Below are 23,923 nucleotides of genomic sequence, written 5' to 3' on the forward strand. Positions count from 1 at the left end.
CTTTTTGATATTTTATCTAGCAATTGTATCCCATTCTGACTTCAGAAATAGAGTTTTTCTATAGCTAGTACGCTGAAAAGTATTATTATCATAGTCATAGTCCATAAAAAAATCAGTATATCCATGTAAAAATTGAAGAGAAGTGGAAAAAGTATGATTTAAGCCTAGTAAATGTCCAATTTCGTGAATCACAGTTTCATTAAATTTAGTCTCGTTTGTAATCCTTTTACAGTAGATAGGGGTCGTATTCCCTCCAATAAAAGCTTCACCTGATGTAAAACTACTATTATATCTATCAGCAGCAGATGTACTTGCTGACTCTTGGACGTTAACATTAATCAACATAATAATTTTAAGATTTTGATTATCAAATGCTGTTTGCTGCGAAGGAGTCAATATTCCTTGGGATATAACTAACCTATTTAAAGCACTTCTAAAATTATTTAGATTATTACCAATTATCGTATTTCCTGCTAATCCTTCTTTATAATCTTCAAAGCTAGCAGGAGGTGTAGTACTAAATCTATCCGTAACCCCATCTGTATCTTTATATCTATAAACTCTTATATCAGGATTATTCAATCCATATGTTGTAATTATATTTTGTCCATCGGCTGTATTTCTTAAATCAATAACTTGAGGTGTAGCAACATTATTCGTTGAACAAGAAACTAAAAGCTGATTTAGAGATTTATTGTTCAATATATTTTGCAAGCTATCATTTCCGTTCCTTTTATATTTACTATTCAATTGTCCGTTACAAGAATTACTAAATACAACATGAACAAGAACGATTTCCACATTTCTCACATTATTATTAGGATAGACCAATATACGTCCGACCTGATATGGTTGTATATTCGTGTTTTCTAAAACAGCAAATATATCTATAGCAACCTCATCCCCTGCATTTCTCGCAATAACTCCCGCACATCGAATATTAAACTCCAGGTTATTACTATATGGTATACGATATGGAGCATTTATGTTATTTAATGCATGATCATTTATTTGTATGTTTGGGTTTGTACATCTGAATTCCAAATTAAACCTATTTGGAAAATCTCCTGCTAACTCTTTTCTGGTCAATTTTAATCTGTAATTGGTACCTGTTGTCTGCCCTTGGGCTGGAGGCATTAAAGCTATCCAAGACGAAAAATATGCATCATATTGATAATCAAAAAAATGTGTTGGATTATATACCGCTTGTAATTGAGGTATCGTAGTACATATTGGTGTTTTTGTTCCATTCACTCTTCTTTCTGGTTCTACGTATTCTTTTTTTATGTAATCGAATCCATATTCACCTTTGTAATCTTTTGGTTCTGCATTCAAATAGAAAAGAGGTCGATTATCCAATATCAAATTAAGCCTGCCGACTTCCACCTCTGCTCCATCTTCCTCTACTGTAAATATCAAAGGACAATGATCAAATTGTTGATCAAAAGAAGACGATTCAATATCCCTCAATCTTGAAGCAAAAGCCAATGTAATCGGAAAAGTAGAATCTTTCATCATATTATCTGTTGATGCAGGAGATACTGTAAAACCTCTTATTGGTGTTTGCATCTTAACAGATACTGTACGCCCAATAGAAGTACTTCCCTTCGTCAATCTACAAGTCAGATTTATATTTGATCCAGGAATGACCCTTAATTTTAGTAATGAAATAAAATATCTTTCTGTGCTACCTAAATGTGTATAGTTAGGGTCAGGTTCAGCCACATATGGATTTCTTGCAGGAATATTCCTATCAGTCGCTTCATAGTGGGTTAGTTTAGCTTTAGAATTAATATCGGGGATATTATTTGTTGACAATTCAACCTTAACAATAGGTAAAATAGATTCAGTTACTGTTAATGGAGTAAAAATTGTTTCATTTATTCCTTCTATATCTGCACTTACAGTTTCTATATCACTCATAATAATTATATTTTAATGGTGAAGTGTGTTTCCGTTTAAAGAATCTTCTCTATATTTTTTCAAAAATGTTTCGACTTTACTACTTGGATGCTGAGATAATAGCTGTAGTAAGTATGCCTATTCTACATCCAATAATTCTTGTTCCTTACTAGTTAGATAACCTTTGGTTTTTATTATCTTTCTTAATTCCTTATGTGTCTTTTTCAGTTTCGGTTCTTGTTTTATTGCATGTTCTAAAAGCTTTAATATATTTTCGGGAGATTCGTACAGATGAATCCAAAGATTAATCCCAATTTTTGAAAGTATACCTTTTTCTTTCACCATTTTTTCATAAGAATTAATATTTATATTTAATGCTCCTCCCCCAATATATGTGTCATAACTTATTCGACAACAAGGTTCCTTTCCAATTTCAAAACATGTTTTTAAAAATATGGGGAATTTAATATTTGAGTAATTCTCTAGTATAAAATCATTACATATTATAGCGTTTTTGTAATCTTTAGAGGCTTTTATTTCTTCATCAGACCAATTACCATCAATTTCAAATGTTACATATTTCATTGAATATAAATATTCTTTGCCTGTATCTGCATAGATATTCGATGTATTACTTAGTATTATAAATATTAATGAAATAATATGCTTCATCATTTTCATACTATAAAATTATGTTTAGAATTTTCTTCTTTATGACTATCTTTCATTATTTAAAAACTCTTTTATTTTCCGCTTAGATTTACTTAAAATTCTATTAACATCTTCGTTTTCTTCTACAATTAAACTATTTTCGTCTTCTACAGTTATTCTCTGCTGTTTTCTTATTTTCCAAAACTGTTTTCTAAATTTCTTTTCATGAGTGATTCCGTAGTCTAACAAAGTCAAAAGGGTATCAATATCCTTATTCTTAATATATATTTTAATCCCTATTTGATCTGATATGACACCTGTTTTTTTTAACTGGTCCAATCTTTCATCTGATTCAAATAGAGCATCTCCATTGTAGTTGTCATATAAAATCTTTGTCCTAAAATCACTAAATCGACCAGAATCAAAAATAATAATTATAGGATAGGATATTTTAGGATAATATTCTTTTATGTATTTAATACAACATTGGATTAGTTTTTCATTTTGCTTTTGTTGCACAGGATCTTGATCCATAGATGTTATTACAGAAATATAATTTTTATTTTTAGCAACAACCGTTGTCGTTAGAATTTGTCCTATTCCCTTTTGGAATATAAAGACCATGAGAAAAAGCAATATGTATTTTTTCATTTTTAATTATTTACTGGTATTGGTGTTGCTTGCTCTTCCCTTAAATGGTTTCTTTTCAGATTATCCATGTCTGATTTATGTCTGTTGTCCATCTCAGCTTTTTGATTTTTGGATAAATTTCTTGCACTTTCTTTTTCTTGCTTTTGTCTATTTTTTAGAACCTCAGTTTCTTGTTTCTGCTTATCTTTCAAAAAATCACTTATAATATTCTGTTTAAAATAAGCCCTTACCCCCAAATTATCATATACATATACATTTTTATTATTCATCGCAAACACATAATTTGTTGTCGCAATATTTTGAATATCTGGACGTGAAGGAGGCTGTTGCCAATTCCTTGTTGTTTCTTGAAAAGATGCACCCATATTTATTTTCTTTTTTTGTTCCTCATATTCATTTTTTGTCAATTCAGAGCCATTGTAATAATATCTTTTAATCTCCCCACTTGGATGTGTATGAAACGTACACTTTATATTACCAGGGATATACACAAATTGAATGAATGCAAATTCTTGATTTTCAGGATTACTTGGATCTCCTTGTGTGTTTTCAAAATTTCCATTAAGATCTATTATTCCTCCATATTCTCTATTTTGAGCATCTTCTGTTCCTCCGTTTCCGTTATCATTTTTTGCAACTTTCAGCATTTCGAGTAAGACTTCGATATTTTCAATTTGAATAATATTTGCTGATTCATTTGTTAATCGCTGAATTGCTATTCTATGTTCTACATCTCTCAAACTCAAAATATTCCTCTCTGTTGTTTCTGCCACATTTTTATTAATTCCATGAACTCCAGCAACACTGCCATCTTCATTTTTATATAAATCAGAAGTCTCTTTATCTGTAAGTACGATGAATGTGCGATTTATTCTTTCCTCATTCCGTATCCGCAAAATTTCTTTTCCCTTCCTATCCCAATATATATCATAATGTACTATGATGGCAACAATAGGTTCTGCATCTTGTTCTTGTATTATTCCATTTTCATTTTCAACTTCTACAACAACATTTATATTTTCTCTTTCGTTTTGACACATAGTTACTTATATTTTATTTCAATGGTCCGTTAAATTTTTGAATTTTCAATATTTTAAAAATGACAATATGTTGATTATAAGTCATTTATATGAACGGAATTGCATTTTGCAATAATCTGATTATCAATTACATATGAAATTTAACGAACGATTGTTATTTGACAATTAATATGATATTAAATCACGTCCAAGATTTATATTTTTTTATAATAGCAATACCTTCACTATTAACTTCTGCCATTCGTATTACTTTTTCTTGGCCAAGTTCAAATGCTTTATTACTCTCTTTTTTTATTGTCACAGTTACCTTACTTCCTTTTTTATACCCCTCTGTCCTTATAAATAGTTCTGCTTTTTCATCCGCATACACTTCCGATATTTTTTCTCCATTTTCATTACGCCAATAAGCTTCTATTATGCGAGGTTCTTTTTTCAAGTGATTGGCTTCATAGACAAATATATTTTCTAATATTGCAATACCTTCACTATTTACAGAAGTAACATATTCTCTTTCTTCTCCATTTATAGGAAGAGTTATTTTTAACTCATCTTTTTTCTTGTAATCTTCGGTTCTTATTACAAGGCTAGCTCTTTTATTCGGTTCTATTGTTTCGATTCGTTCATCATCTTCGTTCATCCAGTAAGATTCTATTATTCGAGGCACCAATTTTGCTTTGGGTTCTATTGCTCCTAGTTCTGCTCTCTGTCCACTATGAACAATTTTTAAATCTTGCCCGCTGATCATACATGGTATTGTTGATTGAACTACAAGAGCATTCATATTATCAATTTTTGTTTCGGAATAGTTTTTCCATTCACCCAAATTAATGACAGCTTTACAAGGTGGTGGTGGACACATCGGCTTTTGCTGGGATGGATGCATACACAATCCTGTGAAATTCAAATTTACTAGACCATTTTTATCTTTCACTGTAGCCCAAGGTTTGTCTTGTAACAAGACTGTGGTAGATGTAACTATAATCTCAGATATTGGTACATTACAAAATTGACATTGTACTTTGCCGCCATGACAAACATATTTTGCATTTTCATTGGGGTCAGTCCATTCTCTTTCTTGTTTCTCTTTTTTATATGTGTCTTCTTTTTCATTTTCCGATGTTGCATTAGACGATTTTTCATTTATTATAGCTGATATTATTAAAGCTATAGCAATTACTGCAACTGCTACTATTGCTATTATTGCGAATATACCCATATCAATTAATTATTATTTGGTTCAACAATTCGTTCCAGACCGAAATTCCATTCATTTATTATTGATTCATCATAAAAGTATTTTACTTTAACATCACATTTCTGAATTAAATTATCTTTTTTAATCCGTTCTAATTGTCCATTAGCACTTATTAAATTTATATGATTGTTATTAGCCTCTTTTGTTATATTTAAATTGTATGTCTTAAACTCATCATTCTCACTAAAAAAAGTTGTAGTTTCAATCATTTGAGATTCTGTAAAAGTATCCAGATATATTATTCTTTTATCTTGCCAGGTATCTGTATGTTTTTCTGGTATAGTAGGGAATAAAAGCCCGTACTCATAATATCGAATAAAAAGGTTATTGAAATAGTCATCATCTAAAAACTGATTTGATAACTTATCTAAACAATCTTTAACAGAGGCTCCAGCATAATCATCCTGTAGTTTTTGTCTCAATAATAACCAGTTAGAACGAATATCTTCTAAATTCCCAATATTTGTTATCTTACCATTGTTGCATATCTCAACTTGTATCCAATCATATTTATAGTTTAATCTTCTTTGAAAATCTTGTGCTTTCTTCAAATCTCCTTCAAATTCAACGAATACTTTTACAATTTCAATTTCGTAATTGCGATATAAATTTGATGACTCAAAGTGCATTTTTAAGTCTTTGTTATAAAATACTTTTTTTTCAGATCTATTAGTTAAAGTATGTAACTTAATATATCTGACACAACTGAAACTTTCGCGGTTCTCCTTCCCGTCTTCAGTTATAAGTGTTCTATTTAGTGTATTTGTTTGTAGATAAAACATTATTATTTCATATAATTATTACTGCCTTTTTTAGTAGCTTCTTTTGCCCAATCGATAGTTCTATCATCTTCTTTATTGCTATAACATATTCCTATACTGTTTTTTCAAATTGTTCTATATCAAATTTTCCCATATAGTTTAATATTGAATCTGTTTTCTGTTGGGCAATAACTATATTACAACTCAATAGGTATTAATCCGAATAAGTAAAATAGTCTTTTGCTTTGCTGGTTATGTTTTCAGTTTTGATTCATTGTAATAAGCAGAGAATAAAGATCCTTACATCACTCTTTCTGCTCCTTCCTTTTAGCAGCCTCTTTTGCCCAATCGACAGGGTTAACTTCTTTTTCTTCACCATTAATATTCTGAAATATGATTTCACCATTTACACCATTTATGCTATACATGATGAATTTCCCGTCTTTTGTCAGAAACTTAAGCATATAATGAGGAATAGGAGTTTCGCTTCGGCTCATCATATACCCCTCTTTTTTTTCGAAGATATCAACATCATACTTTTTCTTTATCCAGTTACGTACATCGTCTATAGAGTAAGGGAATGGAGCATCCATATTCCGTTCCTTTTCTAAATTACCATTTATGTCATAATATTTGATTGTGCCAATATACATATTATATAATTTTCTATATATACCACAAACTGTCAATTCTTCTTTGAAATATGATATATGATCCTCAAAAGCATTATCTTCATAATAGATTGATTTTCTATATACATCACTCAGATCAAACAATGAAATAGTTTCTTTACCTTTCTTATAGGTATATACTTTTGCATGTTCATTTTCTTTAAAAAGTTTTATATCAAATTTATCCATTTTTATCGGTATTAAATTCGTGTTTTGAGCTATGCTTTCATTGCAATATAGAAAGCACACAATTAATATAAATATAATTTTGCCTCTCATTTATTTCGAACTATATTTTCAATTTAGGATTTACAATTTTCCATTGCCAAGCCCATGTAAAGGGACGATGAGCAGAACCATAGTCCATTATATTATCAGTTGCTTCTTTTATAAATAAGAGTTTACTAGAGCTACTAAAAGGATGATGTAAACCATATCCGTGTAATGCTTCATGTGCCAGTGTCCAGTCATTTCTATCTCTGAATATGCACACATTTTTAACTCCTATATTTTCTACTTGTCCTAAAGTTTTAGCCCCTCCACCTGTGGTAGTTATATAAGAATCGTATGTAAGTTCTTCAAAATAAAATGCTGTAAAATAGTTATTATATTTTGAGTTTCCTGGTCTTGCAATAAATAGTGCGTGTAGAGTGCTAAAAAAATCAATATGATCTACATAAAGCCATCTGTCAGTTGTCTTATTTATATCCATTGTCCCAATTGGTGTTACACCTCTTTCATAAATAAATTTACCAAAATTACTCCCTGTAATTTTAAAATCATCATTATCTGTAAGATCAAGTTCTTCTGTATAAAGCTCAGTATCCATAAAGGTCAGTGATTGATATAAAGCTCTCCTTAAATAAACTTCTTCATCAGTTCTTGGGCCTGAGTTACTGTTACCTCCTAACCCTATACCTTCAATATCTGTTTTAACTCTTATAAAAACCATTTTCTCGAATTTCCTATGATTTTTGTCATTTGCTCCAATTCTAATCTTACCTACTAATTTTCTATCTATTTTATCAACACTTCCTTTCGGATATGCCCATGCAAGAAGTTCTTTATTCGAAGAAAATCCATCATATTCTTCATTGTAGCAACTTATTTTTATTATTGAAGAATCCCTTTTCGGACAAGGTGTTAAAATTGTCTCGGGAAGAGTATCCTGTACAACTCCGTTAAAAGATATGGAGAACCATTTTTTGTCGTATTCAAATTCAACTTTTTCCAGTTCTTCATCTATTGTAATTTTTATCTGTAATTCTGCTTCAAAAGGTGGCTTTTCACCATTTTTCACAGTATTAGCTCTCCCTTTAGTATATAGGTTAAGATATGGAACATAATAAGTACTATCTGTAATATTGACAGGTGGATTTGCCTTTAGTACAGTAATCTTCTTATATTCATTCTGAATATCTGCTATAGGAGTAATAACAGTGGTAGTTGAAGTTGTAGTTCCTCCGGTAAGACTAATCGACATATTAGTAGTCGCGTTCTTGAAAGATCTCTCCCCGTTATCTCCAACCCTGAACCAGTCAAATCCGAATTCTCCATTATAAGATGTTCCAGGCAGCGGTCTGAACTCTACCATTGCTATTGCTTTCTTTGGAGGGGGGGGCGGTGTGGCAGAAGCCATCAACGCAGTATCATATGCAAAACTTGTGAAATTTCCCATAACTATTAACCTTTACTAATTCTTGCATCTTCTACTCCTTGTAATAGAGCCTTTCCTGAACATTTTATAACAAAATCTCCTCCATTAGCAAACATATCTGCTTCATTTGCCATAAGCGTTAACTTCTCTCCAATATTAATATCCGCATTTTGATCAATATTCTCCTTTCTCTCATTTGCAGATACTTCAATTGTTTCTCCAACATCCGTTTTCTGATTTCCCCCAATATTTGAAGTAGCATCTTTGCCCACACTAACATCCAAATTCTCACCTATATCTATTGTCATATTCTCACCCACAGTAAGATTCATATTTTTCACTGCATTCACAGCAATATTCCCTTTACCGTCAAAATCATAAGTCGATCCGCTAGGATCTTCCAAATGCACAGAACCTTCATCATCGTTGAAGACGAATTTGATACCACTTCTGAACATCATGCTTTTAATCGCATTATTGATTCCACCCCCTTCCGTATTTTTTCCATGAAACATTGATCCCATTACAAACGGACGGTTAGGATCGCCAAATTCAAAACCCACCATTACCTGATCACCTTCTTCGGGTACGAACACCATTCCTCTGTTTTTGTTGACAATATCGCTCGATCCGGCACTTGGAGTCATCACACGCATCCAAGTAGCACTTTGTCTGTCTTCTGCAAAAGGAAATTCCACTCTTACCCTACCAAGACCATCCGGATCATCATTCTTGATTACCGTTCCCCTCAGTGAATTAACCACAGGCATTTTCAATTCAGGAGTTGGGAAGAACTTCAAACTGGCAGGAATCGCTTCAAATTCACATTGATAACGATGATTTTCATCAATGGAGTGCTTTGCTTTCACAATGCGGTAAGTACCCAGACTGCCCGATTCGGACATACCATCCGGCATCAGTATAGTCAGCAAACGTCCTATACGGGGAGCACATGTTTTTGCCCTGCCTGTCACATAGATTGTTTGGGCAGCAGTTTCCGTTTTACGTCTTGTCACCATATCGTCCAAAGCACCTTTGTCTTCCACACTCAATGCCGAAGGAACAATGACAGGGCGCTTCTTCACCAAATCCTGCCCTCTTTGCGCCGCCATATTCAAGCGGTCGTTAGAGTTTTCTATTGTAGCAGGCGATTCCTGGGTAATCGTATCATCCATTCCTGGAAGATACTGATAATTTGTAAAAGTGTTGGCTAACAATCGTGAGCCAAATTGTATATGGGTAATCTCCCTGTCGTACATAACTTCTGTTGCCGCCCAGTCTTTATATTGCCCAAATACAAGATCACGTCCTGTATAGAACAGCGTTTCGCCGGATATGGCCGACAGACGTTGCAAAAACTCCCAGTCGCTTTCGTAATATTGCATCAGGAAGTCAATAGGAACATTGTAAACAGGTTTGTTATATTTGGAAAAAGCTTTGTTGGTTATCGCATATGTTACCTCCTCAAATACTTGTTGCAGACTCATTTCGGAAAATATATCAAGACGTTTACCCCTTTCCAACAAATTGGTTGGGCTTGAACCTTCGATCACCAGATATCCGTGTTTTCCTTCCCTGCCTTCGGTATATACCTTATCAATAATACCCCTGAACTCATAGGCTCCACCGCTATTTCTACCTTGTTGTAAATCAATGTCAAGAGATTTACCTATCATACCAATCTGTTCCAGTGGATTCCCCATGAAACTATCCTTGATGATGTCATAATCCAATACAACCTTGAATTTGTGATGTTGCCCAAATTCTTGGTCAAGGTAAAGTGAAACAATATTCAGCTGTTCACCTTCTATATGCACAAACGCATTGGTGATAAGCTTTTCGTCCAGTAAATTTGCTGATGGTGCCATATTCTTTCTTTTTTAAGGTGTTGATTATAAAGTTGTATTAATGCCTAAATATGCCGTGTGACCTTCGCCCGACAAACGGAATCTGGTTTCAGATTTATTTGTCTGATACCTAACAATGGTGTTGCGATTGAAAGGTATCATCAGGTTTATCAGTTCTTTCAATATTAAATTGTTATTGCATCCCGACTCAAACAAGCGCATCTGCTGAAGGCTTACTGGTCCAACATTAACTATTAAGTCGGGCTGGGCATACTCTACATCGTTTCCCAGTACAGAATTAATCCCCAGTCTCCAATCCTTCAATTTTACACAATTCTGGGTATCCATCTTCATTCTCGATTTTTCACCCTGACGAATACCTATCGGACAATCCAAGATAACAGTCATTATCTTAGCCATTAAGTCAAAATCGGCAGAAGTGTGTTCCAAAATCGGGATTATTTTTATAAATAATAGAGCCTGTCCGGTTGTCAGATACTTCAATATATTCCAATAATCTTTTAGTATATCGGTCAGGTTACGGTAGAAATGAGCCTTGTCATATTTTTGTTCGTAAGCCTGCGCATCAATAAGCAGTTTATCTATAGCAATCTCAAAGGGCTGGAAGAACTTACGTATCGACAATTCTTTTCCTCTTTGTTCTTTTATTTCATGAATGATACTTTCCGTAGAACGGGTTCTTCCATAACTTGAGGTTTGATGAAACAGTCCTTCGGGCAGCGAATCGTAAATACTGTGCCTGTTTGTATAGATATACAGGTATTCCATCATGTCGAATTCGGAATATTGATATTTTACTTTATCAATATCTTTAGACACTTCTTTTCTATCTCCCCTATGACGGACAATCAGAAGTTTCTCAGCGTTGCTACCAGACTCAATCAGTTTGGAAGCCAGCACCTCTGCCCTGAAGTTTGTACCGATAGTATTTATATCTACAAAACTTTTTTTCATCTTTACTTTAATCTAAAATTGTCCAGCCTCCGGATTCCTTTTTCTTTGTTTCTTGTTGATAAGAACGTTCAGAGATGACTATATTCTCTTTATGTTGACCAATATATTCTAAGGTACTCAACCTAAGCCAAAGTTCGGATACCACATGTAAGAATGATTCGATTTGCAACATAACCATACGGATATTATTGTGATCGTAACGGACACTCAATGTATTGGACAGTAACTCTTCGAATGAACCGGGAGTAATATCGCTCCATTCGTAGAAATACTTCAGTAATTCTTCGCGTTCTATCTTGTTGATGAAATTCAAACTAATAAAGCAAGTATGTGCCAACGTTGAAAAATAATCGGCTATATCTACAGGAAGTGCATCTCTTCCCGTATTGCGATAACGGAAAAATATAGTGGATATATATCGCATCATGTTCTCACACATCGAAGCAATGTGGTATGCCAATGGCGAATTCTGTGACCGGTTCCTGATTTTGGCAAGAATCAGGTTTGAAGCACGTTCTATATCATTGAGAAGTGTACCGAAATTCTCATAATATTTCAATAAATCAGGATGGCTACACATACCTGTACAGGCTGGAATATAGTTAGTGTCAACTTCGTAACGATTTCCATATTTACGGATACGGCCAATTATGAGATGGTATTTGCCCAGTTGTTCGTAGTTGGTATGTCCTTGCGGAGTGATGGAAAGCTGGTATTGCTCTCTCACATCAGGATGTCGGGGTGGAGTTTCCTTTTCATCCGGCATGCCTGTCGGGATTCTCTCAAAGGGATTAATAGAAAGGATTACATCCCAATATTTTGTTTCTGAACCAACTTGCCCCTTCTCTTCTTCAAAGGAATGTGTATGTGACAGATATTCGGTATGTACAGGATTGTAAGCTATACGATAACCACCAGCAGTAATGGCATTGCAACTTCTTAGTTTAATCTCTACTTTACCGGTAATAATCTCACTGATCTCAAATTCGGAAGAGCCTTTCCTCCTGTCGGATGATGGTAACAAACCATAGTTGAAAGAAGTCAGACGTGTTGCCAGATTATCACTTAAACGTTCTGTAAAGTAATTTTCGGTTTGTTCTAGATGCAGATAACTAACATCCATGCTTTCCTGCCAGTTTACCAAATTATATTTGTTATCGCTCATTCGTAAGTTGTTTATTTTTATGATATATTTTTCTGTATAATAATTAATCCACCTTTGCACACAAAAGAATCAGAAAGTATATGGTTTTAATTCATTCCTTCTTGTTGCACTCTTTTTGCAATAATGACATTTTTTTCTTTTATCTTGTTCTTTACAAAAGACAAGCTTGGGTCGATATACCTTTTACGTCCTAAAATAGAGGTGTTGACATAAAATATCCATCCATGAACTCCCGACTTATCTTTATATACAATCGGGCTTTGTGGCGATTTTTTGTTATAATCACTGATGAATGTTTTAAACCAAAGGTCGAAGGGTGTTATCTCTGATGATTTCGCTTTGATATTTAACGGTTTTGTATCTTCTATTTGTTTAAAGATTTCCAGTTCAACGACGATTATTTTATTCGAATCGAAGTCCCCTTCTGTCATTTCCCCAGCCTCTCCATTATATGACCATGTTCTATATACTTCCAACGGGATATCCAAATATGTTTGATAAGCCTTTAAAAATAAAGATGGAAAAATGAAAGGTAAAAGACATGTACATGCCCATAATCCGTATTGTAATTCATTACATAAATTGAAAACCAAGGAGAAGAATGCCGCACCAACAAACATTACTACAAAAACAAGCAGGAACTCAATATAATAGGGTTTTTCTTTAAACCCGTCTATGATCTTAGCTAATATACTCAGATTGAAATAACCTAAAATCAGGAACAATGTCGCCAATCCGATATAGGCATAGGGCATAAACCAATAATCGATAAAGCCCAACAAGGCTGGTAATGCCAATATCAGGCAGGACAAGAGGAAGTAAAATATCATTTTCTTATTGCCCATCAGTTGGTTTTTTTTAGCTATGAAAACCATAACAATACCTAATACCAATCCAATCAAGGGCATCAGTAAATACAATAATACAAATTTTCCAAAAACAAGTTCCATATACTCTGCTTTGTAGCCTCTTGGGTTTATAATGTGTCTTCTATAAATATCCGGTAATTATATGTTGCCGGGGATTTCTTTTTTAGGGATTGATGAAAATATTCTTTATCCTTTTCGTTTAGGTAATCTTTCATGGCGCTCAATGGTTTAAGGTGAATATCTGTTGTTTCAATAAAACCAAATTTTGGATTTTCACTCTTCATAAAACCTTTGCAAACCTTGACTTCACTGATAGATTCATTAAATTCTTTCAAGCAAAAATCCAAGATATCGTCATCTGTAATCAATAAGCTGTGTTCAGCCATTGACTTTTGATATAAGTTGTCTTTTTCGGATGCCCGGGGTGCATATTCTCCTCCCATTGTTTGACTTAATGAATAGGCTGTGATAGTATCAGCTGTGGAAAAGAATGTACTCCCTTGACGTATATGGTTTGCTTGCCGACTACTGGTTGTCCAGTAATCCACAAAATAGACTTCACCTGCTTTATCCGGTAATGGCAGCCATAAATAGTTTTCTATTTCGTAGCGGTCTTTGGTTTCAGCTAACTTCTTCTTTAATTGCTGAATCAATTTATTAACTTGTTCCTCAATCTTTTTCATATCTGCCTTTACTTCGTCCTTGTCCTTAAAAAAGGATGATATTTCCCAACTCAATGCTTCTATTATATATGCAAGATATTCTCCTGCATCTCTTCTATTATAACGTTCCACTCCTCCTCGCCGCAATGAGTAAATACCATAGGTATTATCCGTATCATTGTAAAGTGGTACGTCAAAATATTTCTTTCCGGAAGAATCCGTTACTTTATTTATGGAAATGAATGAGGTATTGGTTTTGGTATTGAGCGGTATAACAGGCATTGTTGAGTTGAGCTCCATTATTTTTGAAACTAACTCCTTGTTCACAACAGGAAATGTGTTAATCGAGGGTTGCAAGGTATTGATGATATCTGATGTCAATCTTTGCGAACCTGTAACTTTTATCCAAATCAAAGATTTGTCTATTCCTGCAATACTATTTTCTGGAAAAGACGATAATAATTCTTTGGGGAAAATTTCTTTTTTATTTTCTATCGAGCAATTACCCGTTATTGAAAAATAACGAATACGATAAAATTCTTTTATCCGTTGGTTTATTTGAGTTGACAAGTTACATCCTGAAAACAAATCCAAAGTGCCATTTTCATAATACTCTTCTTTGTGAGATAAACCTTTATTAATTGAGAGTTTTTCTTCTCCAATACTCCATGTTGTATATGAAAGTAGGTTTAGATACTTATTTTTTTCGTAAGTTCCATTTATATCAAAATAGAACGATAATCCGGATATATCTTTTATACTCTCATTTAAATCCAATCCCAGCCAGAATGTATTATCGTCCATTTCATGACGTTGACTGCGGATGTATAACGCTTTGGATAAATCCCGATTTATTGTATAAATTGCTCCTTTATGTGCGAAATACAAGATCTCCCCTTTTCGAATATTGGTATTACATACCGGATAGAATGAATAATGACGGTTGTGATTTTTACTGAAATGCTGAAATCCGCTTTCAGTTGTTATTTCTGTTATGTTATCTTGGGTAACAGCATGTAATATACAATGAGAGGGTTGTGCAATCGTATCAATTGAAGGGACAAGGATAGATGACAATTTTTCCAATATCCGATCTTCTATATTCTCTATTTCCCCGGCTATTTTGTATATTTCTTCCGACAACGATTCTAACAACAGGTTGATTATCGGATCCAGCAATTCTGTATGACTGACGCCAAATAAATTTGCTGTGATTCTTCGCATTCTGCTTAGTATCTCGTGCTTACTATGTCCGTTATCTCTTATCATTCTTTTATTCGGTTGCTAAAGGGCCTAAATATAATTTGTATTTATAGCCACAAGATTGCCTTGTTGAAACAAGCTGTGCTTTTATCTGAACAATAACTCTTTTCTTTATAGCTGTGGTATTCGCCACACGGTCTTCCCTTGTAATTTCTGTTATATGTATAGAGACTACAACATCCTTTATCCGTTGTTCAAATTGTTCTACAGCATCTTTGATATGAGCAGTAAAATCCTCTTCCCATTTTTTACGGGAAACAACCTTCTCAAAGTCCATATCCCAGATACGGCAACCAAAATTCTTGTTAAATTTATGCTCCCCGGGACAAGTAGTCAGTATCAGTTCTATATGTTGATCTATGGACTCGATTTCACTACATGTGGATATTTCTCCATCTCCATTCAGGATAGATTCCAAGTCTAATGGTAATTTATAGTATTGAAGTTCCATAAAAATCGTTTTCTTTTTAATATTTTCTTTGTACTGAGTTTAACGGACTGGCATCAAATGTTGCTTTTCTTGATTTGCGTCCAAAAACAGATTTCCGTTTTCTTGATAAGCTTCCGCTTACTATCGCATCTTTTATATCTGCAACATTATGTATACTTTCCAGTTTCAATACATATGTTTTTTCTTTATAATTCAGGGTTGTACGGCATACCGATATAACCATTATATACGTTCCCTGATTATTATTGTTTCTTTCTAACAGATACAGGTCCAATAGGTAAAGGCCAATACCCAATTGTTTTTTTGCATAAAATTGATTCTGATATTTATCTATCGACTTTTTTAAATATAATGGGTTGTTGTTGATAGATACATATCCCCAATTACCGACCTTGCCACTCTTGAATAATCCAAGTTTCAGCATCAGGTAAAATTCTTGTATGGTATAATGATCTTTCATGCCTACTTCCACCTGTTTTCAAATTCTTCATTGCCAACTCTCAGATAACGGGGCGATATGACCAATGTCGTCAAAACTCCTGCTCCCTGTGGATTCAGCATTTTCTGATAATCGACACAGTAAGCATCTTTAAACTGAATTTGCAATAAAGCACCTTCCCTGATCATTCCATCGTTCATAAAGAAGCGAAACTCCCCATCCCGTTTACTGAAAGAATCCATCATCCAGTTATTGATATTATCATCCGGCACATCACTTATTGTTATTGTTAATTTGCCGCCATATACAGGGCTGTTCGGGTTTCCTTTATAATCTACATCCTGCTTGAACTCCATATCAAATTCTTCAAGGACATATTTCTTGCCTTTGAAGAAGAGATGGACAACCAGAGAGGGTTCCTTTTTTCCAAAGAACAAGCGTCCGCTGCGTATTTTATCAAAGAATCCCATTGGCTATCGTTTGTTGATATATTCCTCTTCTCCTATTGTTAACTTTTGAACGTTAATTGTCAGAAGTAAAACAATATTTGTTGTATCTCCCGGTTCATAATGCAGTCGAAAGTTTACTGGACGACCCTCTTCAAAGTATATCCTTTCTAAAGACTCGGAAAAAGCATCATTTATAGTTATTTCTCCGTTATATTTTCTGGATACATCCAGCACCCATATCATTATGTTGTCATTGGGTAACATGGGTAAGGCTACAATTATTTCACCACCGGCAACATCTCCATCCACCTGACCATTTTTGTTGGTACTCTTTTTTAATGAGTATTCACAGTGCGTCAACTCATAACTTTCGTGATACAGGTTCTGAATGTTTTCTTTTTTAGGGCTTCTTAATTTTAGTATCGCCTTTCCGTCCATGCTCTGTTTTTTTAAGTATCCGGGGTTAGCTCTACAAGCGATTGCCCGGATACTCTTCCATTCAACTTTATGCTTAGTTTATTGTTGCTCAATATCCGTATTCCAGGTATTTTCTTCTTCACCCTTCGTTCCGTCAAGTTTAATAACAAAACTTTTGGCAGGAAAGAATGGTGTCAAATGTATATCCAGATAGATACGGTCTTTCTGATTCGGGTCACGCTCGAAACGTACAATCTTGAATTTTTCGATTAAACGATCCGGGCCTTGCACTCCATCAAGAAATTTAATGATTTGTGAACGAAGGTCACGTTCGGTCTTGCCGCTCCAATTTTCAAAAGCACGGCGGTTTAAGAAATCGAACAATACCTTTGTAATATAATCAAATACCCCCACAACCGAATAGGTTTGAAGACCAAGATTATCGCCTGTAAAGAGGGTTTTGCCAGAAAAGGCCATGACACTTCCGTATTCATGCACCATTGGTATTAAACCTAATTTCTCGAGCTGGGATATTTCACTTTTCTTTAAAGAGAAAACAACGCTATCGACCTCCCTGATAACCCCATGTTTTTTTCCTGCCGAAATTTGGGCGATATTCGAACTATATACCTTTCCGGCTAAAGCAGCAGCAGGAGATACGTGCATGTCATTCTTTTCTCCTATTTCTGCATATTTGCCACGTCCCATCAGCCAGTTGCACGACATCCGGATTTTCGATTTGTGGATCTCAGCACTAGCCAAACCTGATGATGAAAATTCATCAATCACATCATCAGGGCTTTCCAAATCCCTGAAATCGGTAAAAAAGCCTACTTTATTTTCATTAGCTATATTTCCCCATTTATCGACAACAGAAGTCTTTTTCAGCCAACCGGGTATTACCAGATATGAATAGTTATTACGTAAGTCAAGACGGTCGAAGTTCTGCTTTAGTTCGGCGGAAACATGATCGATGAAACGCGAGTTATCCAAATCTGTAATCTGATCTCGTGATGCGTTAACAACCGATATATTCGTTAATTTATCCGATTCGGTATTTTTGTAGAACAGCATCACATTGCGGTAAGATTGTTCCAGACTGAAAACAGTATCTACTGCGGCCAACTGGTTCTTCGAAAGAAGAGACGATGCACTTGTGGCTTTTTCTTCAGCTTTCGCCAACATTTCCGATATCGAATTTGTCGATTCCAGTAATTCTAACCAAAGATCTAATTCGTTCGTTAAATTTTGTCTTGCTCCTTTTTTCTCTTCATCATTAAGGAACATCGTTTTACGGGCAACCTTATCAGGGTTCATTGCTGCTATACCGCTCACAATAGATTCAAGAAAGCCGAATCCTCCAAAACGGATTAAATTATTAATTGCCTCTTTTGCTGAAGGTGCAGAGGATTTACTTTTTCCTTGTTTGACTTCAGGTGCAACTGCTGTATCTTTTTCTTCTGCCATATTAATATCCTTTATTTTATTATTCTTCCTTTCCTGCTGCTTCAAGTTCGGCTTTTACACCACGCAAAGCTTCAATAATATCTTGTCTTGATTTTGGATCTTGTAAAGCTCGTTGAAGTATTTTATTGGAGCGCAATTGTTTCTGCATACTCTTCCAGAATTTATCTTCCCCATCCAATTGGTTTAGAAAAGAACTTTGTTCCGTCATATTCTTTACAGAGAAGTCTCCGACACTATTGAAATACAAAGTTTCGTTTATGGGTTGACCTTCTCCATTTTCAAATTCAATATCTACTTGTGGCTTATAATGGGCAAACACACTATCTATCGATGTTAATCCGGTTACAACTTCCGGACTGACAGGCTCTTCTGACGTCAATTGTTCTATAATAAGAGTTCTGTTTTCGGGAATCGCAGCGATAGATTCAGATGCGTCTACCGGAACTTCATTGCCTCCTATTCCGTATTCTATCATACTTATATATTTTATATAGATTAAAAATGATTATCTTTGTTCTGTTGCCATAAGAATGAATACAAAAAAGGCTTTTGATGTTATCAAAACACCAATTTTTATTCTTACTGGAAACCACTAAAGAGAACGGAATGGCGGAGGGATAACTCAAATCTTGCGAGGAACTGAAAGATCCACTCCGCATCCGTTTCTGTTTTAATTACCGGCCGGCCAATTTTGTTCGAATTGAGCTCCTCCGATTTTCAATACTTGTGCTGATACTACAAATGTTAATGTCATAGGTTTATTACCTATTACATCAATATTTTCATCGAATTCGATGATGTATCCGTTTTCCCACGAAAGCTCTTTCATCTTAGCTTCTTCGTCACCTTTCTTGAAGACGATACTTCCCGAAATGGGTTTGAACTGCGTGGTCATCGCTTCAAGAATAGATGTGTCATCTGTTGATTCCACATGTACTCTTACTTTACCTCCATAGATGTTTGAAGATGGGCGTCCTTTTGAATCAACATCTCTTTTTAGTGAATAATCACAATCAAGAACGTCAAACTCTTTTCCGCCAAGGGATAATGTTGCTCTAAAAGCCATAAGAATAAATTTAAATTGTTAGTAAATACAGACAGATGTGTCCGCGTTAAAATTGAAATTATATTAGTTTTGTATTATTTGTTAAATATGTTTCCTTGGTTTACTCCTCAACATGGCACAATTCTGTCACCATGTGGCACAAATATAACAAAATATTTATACAGTACAAGCAGTCAGTTGTAAAAATGTTAATTATTTTTCATAAAGGTTTATTTTACAATAATTTGGTAATGTTAATCATTTATTCTTTTTTTGTGAAAAATTTTATCCATTTGAACATGAAACATCTATTAACATTGACGTGTACATTACTACTAATTGGTTTAATGCCAATTGTTGCTCAAAACAAAACAATTACATGGGGCTTGGAGGCTGGAATTAACTATTCTAATTCAACAGAAGAAACAGATCCTCTTGATAAAAAATGCCCAATACTTCCCCGTGTCGGGTTAACTATTGAATATGAGTTAACAAATCATATTTACCTACAGTCCGGGTTAATATACAGTATGAAAGGTATAAAAAGTGAAGGAGGTGGCAATATGGGAGGGCTTGCCGTACAGAACGCTTCTGTAAAATTAACTCAGCATGTCCTGCAAATACCTTTTTATGCCACATATAAACAGCAGATCGCAGATAATCTAAAATTAGGTGCGGGTGTTGGCCCATATTTTGCTTATGGTGTTGGAGGCAAAACCAAAGCAAAGGGTATGGTAAACGAAAATCCTATTGATTTGGAATCGAATACATTCGGAGACAATAAAATTTTGAAACGATTTGACGCCGGATTAAATTTCAAAGTAAATGCTGAGCTGTATAAACATTATACTTTAGGCTTGTCTTATGAACTGGGATTAACGAATATAGGCAATGCAACGATTATGGGTGGTGAAATGGACTATGAGAACAGGATTCTTTCACTGACTCTTGGTTATATGTTTTAATGTGCCGCGTTATAAAGTGATAAGTTAAGAGTGTGTGTCGCAAATTAAGCCGACACACACTCTTCTTAGTTTAATTATTTACAAATTCCCAGTTTTTTCCAACGTTCGATTACAGCCTTATACTGTTTAGGACGTTTCAGCACTTGCGGTTTTATTATTATATACAGAGCGATGAAATTAATAATTCTGTTTATCAGCGATTTCCCTTTCGTTGATTTGACTGAATTATAGAATTTATCTGTTTTCTTCAATAATACTTTTCCCGATTTGGATAGAGGATCGGTGTTAAATGGTAATTTGCAGATATGGCTCCCTGATAATATTCCTCCGGAATATTGATAAAGAGTTTTCAATCCAGAAATCACATTTCCTCCTCCCGCAATCTCATAAGTATTCAGGGCAAATGTGTATTTGCCGACCAAAGCTTGTTCCAGAACAAAGTGCCCTCTGTCTATGAATGTTTTCAGGCTACCCGGCATACTGCTTGAGTAGGTTGGCGAGCCAATAATCAGCCCATCAGCTTGGGCAATCATTCCGTTTATCTCTTCCACTCCGTCTTTCAGATGGCAAACTCCGTTATGATAACAACTCATACATCCGGTGCAAGACAGTAATGAATAATCCATGATATTAATATATTGAACATCAACATTCCCTTTTTCTTCCAGATGTTTCACCATTGTTTTTAACAAAGTGGCTGTCGCCCCGTTTTTCCGGGGACTTCCGTTAATTACAACTATCTTCATATTATTTTTATTTGTTTGATTAGACTTACTTTCCATAATGAAAATCTTCTTTTAATGTTTGTTTTTCTTTTGATGTTTCTATTATAATTTGTTTCAGTTCCGGATTATCCAGCAAGACGATATCGAGTTCTTTCAATATTTCGCTGATGAATGATTCGATATTGCCAGTCAATGTTTTATACCGGATATTATTATCCTGAAATATCTGAAATACATTTTTCTCAAAACATTCCTGAAATTTCAGATTAGTACCTGAAACTGTAGGGGATGCAGGTGTTATACGGAGATAAAAGATCTTATCATATGCCGTTTTCCCATAATCAGTAATAGTCCGATACAAACGTTTCCGGTAATCCAGATATATTTTTCGATGTAAAATATCTTTAACGGAGCTTTTATCACTTTGGCTGCTTAGTTCAAAGCGGGCTTCGCCATATGCTATTTCATTAAACACAGAACCATCCGATATAAAACCTTTTGGATTCTCTTCCTTTATACGGCTATGGAAACGGGCCAGCCCTAATGACAATAGTTCTGCTGTGGAATATTCTTTCGGATTTTTATAAGATCCATAGATTCTCTGATACAAAGAATCTATATTTTCCACATGCGCCCTTGGCAACCCCAAGATTTTACAGAGCGACAATGTCGTTATGGTCTTCCCATTCCCATATGAACCAACTAATGCTATTTTCAAATTTGATTTCATAATCTTTATTATTTTAATTTATTACTATACTCTATTTCCAACGAGTTACGCTTGAAGGTCTCCTGTTTTGCCAGAGCTATCGCCTCTTGCATTGGCATTTGGATAGGAAGATCAAGTTCTTCTGTTATCTTTCTCAACCGCTCTTCAACTGTTCCCCCTGCCGTTATGTATGGAATTTTAAGCTCCGTGATAATATCCAACAGAAATTGGTCGGATAAAGTCCTGAACCTTTCATTTACAGGGCGATGTCCATCCTTTACTATAGGGAATTCAACAGGAAGATGTATGAAAATATCATATGCATTCGCCGTATGCATCTTAACCATCCTTTCGTAGTATTTGTTAAATTCGAGCATTGGAATCAGGTATGGAATAAGTTTTAGCTTATTGAAATTACGTTTCACAACATTTTCCGAAGGGTTAAGCCCAATCTTTAACCTGGCTCTTCCATACACCCACTCATGCAAAGCCGAGCCATCGGATATGAAACCATCGGAAAGAGAAGCCTCGCAACGGACACGTTCTGTGAAACGCCGGATTCCCAACTCGTACAAATCGGTGGGAGTACATTCTTCCAACCTTTTCCCCGGCAAAATAACGGGCAATATTTCTCTCATTGTTTGCGCATGAGTTCTGGGTATGCCTGTTAAAAAACTTAATGCATACGATGTTGTTGTTTTTCCGGTTGAATAAGTACCGGACATTGCTATTTTCAAATTTTTCATAATTAATCTTGATTTAATTGATAAGCGAAACGGCATTCGGACAAACTATCCCCATTGTTGTAATCCAGTAATAATGTTGCAGCCCGGTAAGTAACTCCGCCTGTTTTCATTATCGTAGAATCAGTGACACTGATACGGACTTTCGTCTCTCCCGGTACCGGCTTGAAATACTTACAATCGGCTGTACGCATCCAAAGGTTACCTGCTTTTTCCCTGTCTATATCATCTAAAGAGAAAAGGAGTATCTGCGCCAACTGCCCTGTTGTAAGTATAATATCACAGAAGGTTAAACATGGCTGATATGCACGGCCTAATCCTCCGAAAGAGGGAGACAGTTCTCCATTCAGTAATTCAATATCGGCTTCTATAAACGAATCCTTTTTATCAACCATTACATTGGTTATTTTATGTACCGGAACTTTATAGCCGATAGAGTGGAACGAGGGAATTTGTGGGCTGCTTGCTTTTAGCATGTTATTGAAAGAAATACACGGCTTACCGACACAAGACGACATACAAGCCCTTTCTCGGCATAAATCGTAATTTATTGCCAGACGGACCATAGCCTTACTGATTTTTATTTCAAAAAGGCAATCGATCCGGCCATTTTTTTCATTCTGCGATAATTTTGTGCATTTGCAAGCTAGCTGGCTGCATTCTTCAATAGCACCCTGGCTGACCTTAGTGACAAAATTATTGACCCAAACCCGTTCTATACAATCTTCTCTGAGATTATCAACTATATTCAAATGGTATTCTACCATTCGCGCAGCTATAACATACAATTCTAATGAACCGATATGGGGCTTCCGTTTCTCTCCGCTTTTTTCCGACCAGGTATCCGGCCAATCCAAATCAAGATTTCCCACTAACGAATTGTTATATATTGCTAAATCAGTAAACTCATATTTTATTTTCTTATAGCTTGAACTGAAATACCTTTTTTTATTGGATCCTAAAAATGATTCCGCAGAATCAAATACAATTTTATCAATTATTGTTGTATTCATGTTTAGTAAATTAATTTGTTAAATTTATATGTAGTTTATGATGCTTACAGGAAGCATAGTTGGTTAATTATCAACCGGTAAAGTTTGTGATTACACTTTGGTTTAATTTAGTCAATAACAGAACCCTTATA

The 23,923-nt window shown here is 34.8% G+C and carries 25 protein-coding genes; 1 reads left to right on the forward strand and 24 read right to left on the reverse strand.

The annotated features are described in order from the left end of the window. Positions 1–12: 12 nt before the first annotated feature. From M2448_RS14395 to tssD (M2448_RS14490), 20 genes are all read right to left on the reverse strand, one after another. Entirely contained in the window at positions 13–1,923 is a 1,911-nt protein-coding gene (locus tag M2448_RS14395; protein WP_163305248.1) for a hypothetical protein, read from the reverse strand. A 117-nt stretch (positions 1,924–2,040) separates the two neighbouring features. After that, entirely contained in the window at positions 2,041–2,583 is a 543-nt protein-coding gene (locus tag M2448_RS14400; protein ID WP_163305246.1) for a hypothetical protein, read from the reverse strand. A 36-nt stretch (positions 2,584–2,619) separates the two neighbouring features. Continuing rightward, a complete protein-coding gene (locus M2448_RS14405; RefSeq protein WP_163305244.1) occupies positions 2,620–3,204 on the reverse strand; it encodes a hypothetical protein in 585 nt (194 codons plus the stop codon). 2 nt (positions 3,205–3,206) lie between these two features. After that, positions 3,207–4,244: a hypothetical protein gene (locus tag M2448_RS14410; RefSeq protein ID WP_163305242.1), complete on the reverse strand. Its 1,038-nt coding sequence runs from the start codon at positions 4,242–4,244 to the stop codon at positions 3,207–3,209. Between the two features lie 181 nt (positions 4,245–4,425). Then, on the reverse strand, positions 4,426–5,460 hold the full coding sequence (locus M2448_RS14415; RefSeq protein ID WP_163305240.1) for a DUF4280 domain-containing protein: 1,035 nt from the start codon (positions 5,458–5,460) through the stop codon (positions 4,426–4,428). A gap of 5 nt (positions 5,461–5,465) precedes the next feature. Beyond that, positions 5,466–6,128: a hypothetical protein gene (locus M2448_RS14420; RefSeq protein WP_163305238.1), complete on the reverse strand. Its 663-nt coding sequence runs from the start codon at positions 6,126–6,128 to the stop codon at positions 5,466–5,468. A gap of 437 nt (positions 6,129–6,565) precedes the next feature. Continuing rightward, positions 6,566–7,120 carry a hypothetical protein gene (locus M2448_RS14425; RefSeq protein WP_163305236.1) on the reverse strand — a complete coding sequence of 185 codons (555 nt, stop codon included), beginning with the start codon at positions 7,118–7,120 and terminating at the stop codon, positions 6,566–6,568. Positions 7,121–7,220: 100 nt separating this feature from the next. Continuing rightward, positions 7,221–8,609, reverse strand: coding sequence for a hypothetical protein (locus M2448_RS14430; RefSeq protein ID WP_163305234.1), 1,389 nt, complete (start codon positions 8,607–8,609; stop codon positions 7,221–7,223). Positions 8,610–8,614: 5 nt separating this feature from the next. Then, positions 8,615–10,456 carry a phage baseplate assembly protein V gene (locus M2448_RS14435; protein WP_163305232.1) on the reverse strand — a complete coding sequence of 614 codons (1,842 nt, stop codon included), beginning with the start codon at positions 10,454–10,456 and terminating at the stop codon, positions 8,615–8,617. Positions 10,457–10,480: 24 nt separating this feature from the next. Then, positions 10,481–11,410, reverse strand: a complete 930-nt coding sequence (locus tag M2448_RS14440; protein ID WP_163305231.1) for a type VI secretion system baseplate subunit TssG — start codon at positions 11,408–11,410, stop codon at positions 10,481–10,483. A 7-nt stretch (positions 11,411–11,417) separates the two neighbouring features. Further along, entirely contained in the window at positions 11,418–12,575 is a 1,158-nt protein-coding gene (locus M2448_RS14445) for a hypothetical protein (RefSeq protein ID WP_163305230.1), read from the reverse strand. Between the two features lie 86 nt (positions 12,576–12,661). Continuing rightward, a complete protein-coding gene (locus M2448_RS14450; protein ID WP_163305229.1) occupies positions 12,662–13,525 on the reverse strand; it encodes a TssN family type VI secretion system protein in 864 nt (287 codons plus the stop codon). A gap of 26 nt (positions 13,526–13,551) precedes the next feature. Continuing rightward, positions 13,552–15,375: a type VI secretion system baseplate subunit TssF gene (locus M2448_RS14455; RefSeq protein WP_163305216.1), complete on the reverse strand. Its 1,824-nt coding sequence runs from the start codon at positions 15,373–15,375 to the stop codon at positions 13,552–13,554. Positions 15,376–15,379: 4 nt separating this feature from the next. Continuing rightward, positions 15,380–15,820 carry a GPW/gp25 family protein gene (locus tag M2448_RS14460; protein ID WP_163305214.1) on the reverse strand — a complete coding sequence of 147 codons (441 nt, stop codon included), beginning with the start codon at positions 15,818–15,820 and terminating at the stop codon, positions 15,380–15,382. 16 nt (positions 15,821–15,836) lie between these two features. After that, complete coding sequence (locus tag M2448_RS14465) at positions 15,837–16,280, reverse strand: hypothetical protein (protein ID WP_163305212.1); 444 nt, start codon at positions 16,278–16,280, stop codon at positions 15,837–15,839. Between the two features lie 2 nt (positions 16,281–16,282). Continuing rightward, positions 16,283–16,729, reverse strand: coding sequence for a type VI secretion system tube protein TssD (gene tssD / locus M2448_RS14470; protein WP_163305210.1), 447 nt, complete (start codon positions 16,727–16,729; stop codon positions 16,283–16,285). A 3-nt stretch (positions 16,730–16,732) separates the two neighbouring features. Next, positions 16,733–17,146, reverse strand: coding sequence for a type VI secretion system tube protein TssD (gene tssD, locus M2448_RS14475; RefSeq protein ID WP_163305208.1), 414 nt, complete (start codon positions 17,144–17,146; stop codon positions 16,733–16,735). Positions 17,147–17,224: 78 nt separating this feature from the next. Further along, positions 17,225–18,592: a type VI secretion system contractile sheath protein TssC gene (locus M2448_RS14480; protein WP_163305206.1), complete on the reverse strand. Its 1,368-nt coding sequence runs from the start codon at positions 18,590–18,592 to the stop codon at positions 17,225–17,227. A gap of 19 nt (positions 18,593–18,611) precedes the next feature. Continuing rightward, the gene (locus M2448_RS14485) at positions 18,612–19,073 is read right to left on the reverse strand and encodes a type VI secretion system contractile sheath small subunit (RefSeq protein ID WP_163305353.1); all 462 of its coding nucleotides are present in this window, start codon (positions 19,071–19,073) and stop codon (positions 18,612–18,614) included. Positions 19,074–19,262: 189 nt separating this feature from the next. After that, positions 19,263–19,658 carry a type VI secretion system tube protein TssD gene (gene tssD / locus M2448_RS14490; RefSeq protein WP_163305204.1) on the reverse strand — a complete coding sequence of 132 codons (396 nt, stop codon included), beginning with the start codon at positions 19,656–19,658 and terminating at the stop codon, positions 19,263–19,265. A 278-nt stretch (positions 19,659–19,936) separates the two neighbouring features. Between tssD (M2448_RS14490) and M2448_RS14495 the strand changes: the two genes are divergently transcribed. Beyond that, positions 19,937–20,602 (forward strand): porin family protein, encoded by a 666-nt coding sequence (locus M2448_RS14495; RefSeq protein ID WP_163305202.1) that lies wholly within the window; start codon positions 19,937–19,939, stop codon positions 20,600–20,602. Positions 20,603–20,676: 74 nt separating this feature from the next. Here M2448_RS14495 and M2448_RS14500 read toward each other — a convergent pair whose 3' ends face one another. From M2448_RS14500 to M2448_RS14515, 4 genes are read right to left on the reverse strand one after another with little or no spacing between them, the layout of a single operon-like run. Then, positions 20,677–21,348, reverse strand: coding sequence for a flavodoxin family protein (locus tag M2448_RS14500; protein ID WP_163305201.1), 672 nt, complete (start codon positions 21,346–21,348; stop codon positions 20,677–20,679). A gap of 25 nt (positions 21,349–21,373) precedes the next feature. Then, positions 21,374–22,057, reverse strand: coding sequence for a hypothetical protein (locus M2448_RS14505; protein WP_163305198.1), 684 nt, complete (start codon positions 22,055–22,057; stop codon positions 21,374–21,376). Positions 22,058–22,065: 8 nt separating this feature from the next. Then, positions 22,066–22,782 (reverse strand): AAA family ATPase, encoded by a 717-nt coding sequence (locus tag M2448_RS14510; RefSeq protein ID WP_221413105.1) that lies wholly within the window; start codon positions 22,780–22,782, stop codon positions 22,066–22,068. Between the two features lie 2 nt (positions 22,783–22,784). Beyond that, positions 22,785–23,792: an AvrD family protein gene (locus M2448_RS14515; RefSeq protein ID WP_163305196.1), complete on the reverse strand. Its 1,008-nt coding sequence runs from the start codon at positions 23,790–23,792 to the stop codon at positions 22,785–22,787. Positions 23,793–23,923: the final 131 nt, after the last annotated feature.

Source organism: Dysgonomonas sp. PF1-14, assembly GCF_029892965.1.
Classification (GTDB): Bacteria; Bacteroidota; Bacteroidia; order Bacteroidales; family Dysgonomonadaceae; genus Dysgonomonas.

Coding starts and splice junctions, on each gene's coding strand:
- M2448_RS14395 (WP_163305248.1), bottom strand. CDS start 1,923: ATGAGTGATATAGAAACTGTAAGTGCAGATATAGAAGGAATAAATGAA.
- M2448_RS14480 (WP_163305206.1), bottom strand. CDS start 18,592: ATGGCAGAAGAAAAAGATACAGCAGTTGCACCTGAAGTCAAACAAGGA.
- M2448_RS14410 (WP_163305242.1), bottom strand. CDS start 4,244: ATGTGTCAAAACGAAAGAGAAAATATAAATGTTGTTGTAGAAGTTGAA.
- M2448_RS14450 (WP_163305229.1), bottom strand. CDS start 13,525: ATGGAACTTGTTTTTGGAAAATTTGTATTATTGTATTTACTGATGCCC.
- M2448_RS14440 (WP_163305231.1), bottom strand. CDS start 11,410: ATGAAAAAAAGTTTTGTAGATATAAATACTATCGGTACAAACTTCAGG.
- M2448_RS14500 (WP_163305201.1), bottom strand. CDS start 21,348: ATGAAGATAGTTGTAATTAACGGAAGTCCCCGGAAAAACGGGGCGACA.
- M2448_RS14515 (WP_163305196.1), bottom strand. CDS start 23,792: ATGAATACAACAATAATTGATAAAATTGTATTTGATTCTGCGGAATCA.
- M2448_RS14495 (WP_163305202.1), top strand. CDS start 19,937: ATGAAACATCTATTAACATTGACGTGTACATTACTACTAATTGGTTTA.
- M2448_RS14445 (WP_163305230.1), bottom strand. CDS start 12,575: ATGAGCGATAACAAATATAATTTGGTAAACTGGCAGGAAAGCATGGAT.
- M2448_RS14435 (WP_163305232.1), bottom strand. CDS start 10,456: ATGGCACCATCAGCAAATTTACTGGACGAAAAGCTTATCACCAATGCG.
- M2448_RS14505 (WP_163305198.1), bottom strand. CDS start 22,057: ATGAAATCAAATTTGAAAATAGCATTAGTTGGTTCATATGGGAATGGG.
- M2448_RS14510 (WP_221413105.1), bottom strand. CDS start 22,782: ATGAAAAATTTGAAAATAGCAATGTCCGGTACTTATTCAACCGGAAAA.
- M2448_RS14425 (WP_163305236.1), bottom strand. CDS start 7,120: ATGGATAAATTTGATATAAAACTTTTTAAAGAAAATGAACATGCAAAA.
- tssD (WP_163305210.1), bottom strand. CDS start 16,729: ATGGGATTCTTTGATAAAATACGCAGCGGACGCTTGTTCTTTGGAAAA.
- M2448_RS14455 (WP_163305216.1), bottom strand. CDS start 15,375: ATGATAAGAGATAACGGACATAGTAAGCACGAGATACTAAGCAGAATG.
- tssD (WP_163305204.1), bottom strand. CDS start 19,658: ATGGCTTTTAGAGCAACATTATCCCTTGGCGGAAAAGAGTTTGACGTT.
- M2448_RS14420 (WP_163305238.1), bottom strand. CDS start 6,128: ATGCACTTTGAGTCATCAAATTTATATCGCAATTACGAAATTGAAATT.
- tssD (WP_163305208.1), bottom strand. CDS start 17,146: ATGGACGGAAAGGCGATACTAAAATTAAGAAGCCCTAAAAAAGAAAAC.
- M2448_RS14430 (WP_163305234.1), bottom strand. CDS start 8,609: ATGGGAAATTTCACAAGTTTTGCATATGATACTGCGTTGATGGCTTCT.
- M2448_RS14400 (WP_163305246.1), bottom strand. CDS start 2,583: ATGAAAATGATGAAGCATATTATTTCATTAATATTTATAATACTAAGT.
- M2448_RS14465 (WP_163305212.1), bottom strand. CDS start 16,280: ATGAAAGATCATTATACCATACAAGAATTTTACCTGATGCTGAAACTT.
- M2448_RS14415 (WP_163305240.1), bottom strand. CDS start 5,460: ATGGGTATATTCGCAATAATAGCAATAGTAGCAGTTGCAGTAATTGCT.
- M2448_RS14405 (WP_163305244.1), bottom strand. CDS start 3,204: ATGAAAAAATACATATTGCTTTTTCTCATGGTCTTTATATTCCAAAAG.
- M2448_RS14460 (WP_163305214.1), bottom strand. CDS start 15,820: ATGGAACTTCAATACTATAAATTACCATTAGACTTGGAATCTATCCTG.